Below are 722 nucleotides of genomic sequence, written 5' to 3'. Positions count from 1 at the left end.
GGTGCGGTAGGCTCGACCGGTGCAACCGGAGCTACGGGAGCAGATGGCTCGACAGGAGCAACTGGAGCCACGGGTGCGGCAGGTTCGACGGGAGCGACAGGAGCCACGGGAGCAGATGGCTCGACGGGAGCAACCGGAGCAACTGGAGCTACGGGTGCCATAGGCTCGACCGGAGCAACTGGAGCAACTGGAGCTGAAGGTTCGACTGGGGCAACCGGAGCCACTGGAGCTGAAGGTTCGACGGGAGCGACTGGAGCCACGGGTGCCATAGGCTCGACCGGAGCCACTGGAGCCACGGGAGCGGTAGGCTCGACCGGAGCAACTGGAGCTACGGGAGCAGATGGCTCGACGGGAGCCACCGGAGCTACGGGCGCGGTAGGCTCGACAGGAGCGACCGGAGCCACGGGAGCAGACGGCTCGACAGGAGCGACCGGAGCCACGGGAGCGGTAGGTTCGACGGGAGCGACTGGAGCCACAGGTGCGGTAGGTTCGACGGGAGCCACCGGATCTACGGGCGCGGTAGGCTCGACCGGAGCGACCGGAGCCACGGGAGCAGATGGCTCGACGGGAGCAACCGGAGCTACGGGTGCGGTAGGTTCGACTGGGGCAACCGGAGCCACAGGTGCCATAGGCTCAACCGGAGCGACCGGAGCCACAGGTGCGGTAGGCTCGACGGGAGCGACCGGAGCCACGGGAGCGGTAGGTTCGACGGGAGCAACCGG

1 protein-coding gene is annotated in these 722 nt (G+C 68.4%); it reads left to right on the top strand.

Annotated elements, in window-relative coordinates:
- On the top strand, positions 1-722 hold a 722-nt coding region (locus tag WBG83_RS22540; RefSeq protein WP_336747635.1), incomplete at both ends, for a beta strand repeat-containing protein.

The sequence above is a fragment of the Paenibacillus sp. y28 genome (assembly GCF_037137075.1).
Taxonomy (GTDB): domain Bacteria; phylum Bacillota; class Bacilli; order Paenibacillales; family NBRC-103111; genus JBBBNV01.
This window is presented reverse-complemented; position numbering and strand designations above follow the sequence as displayed.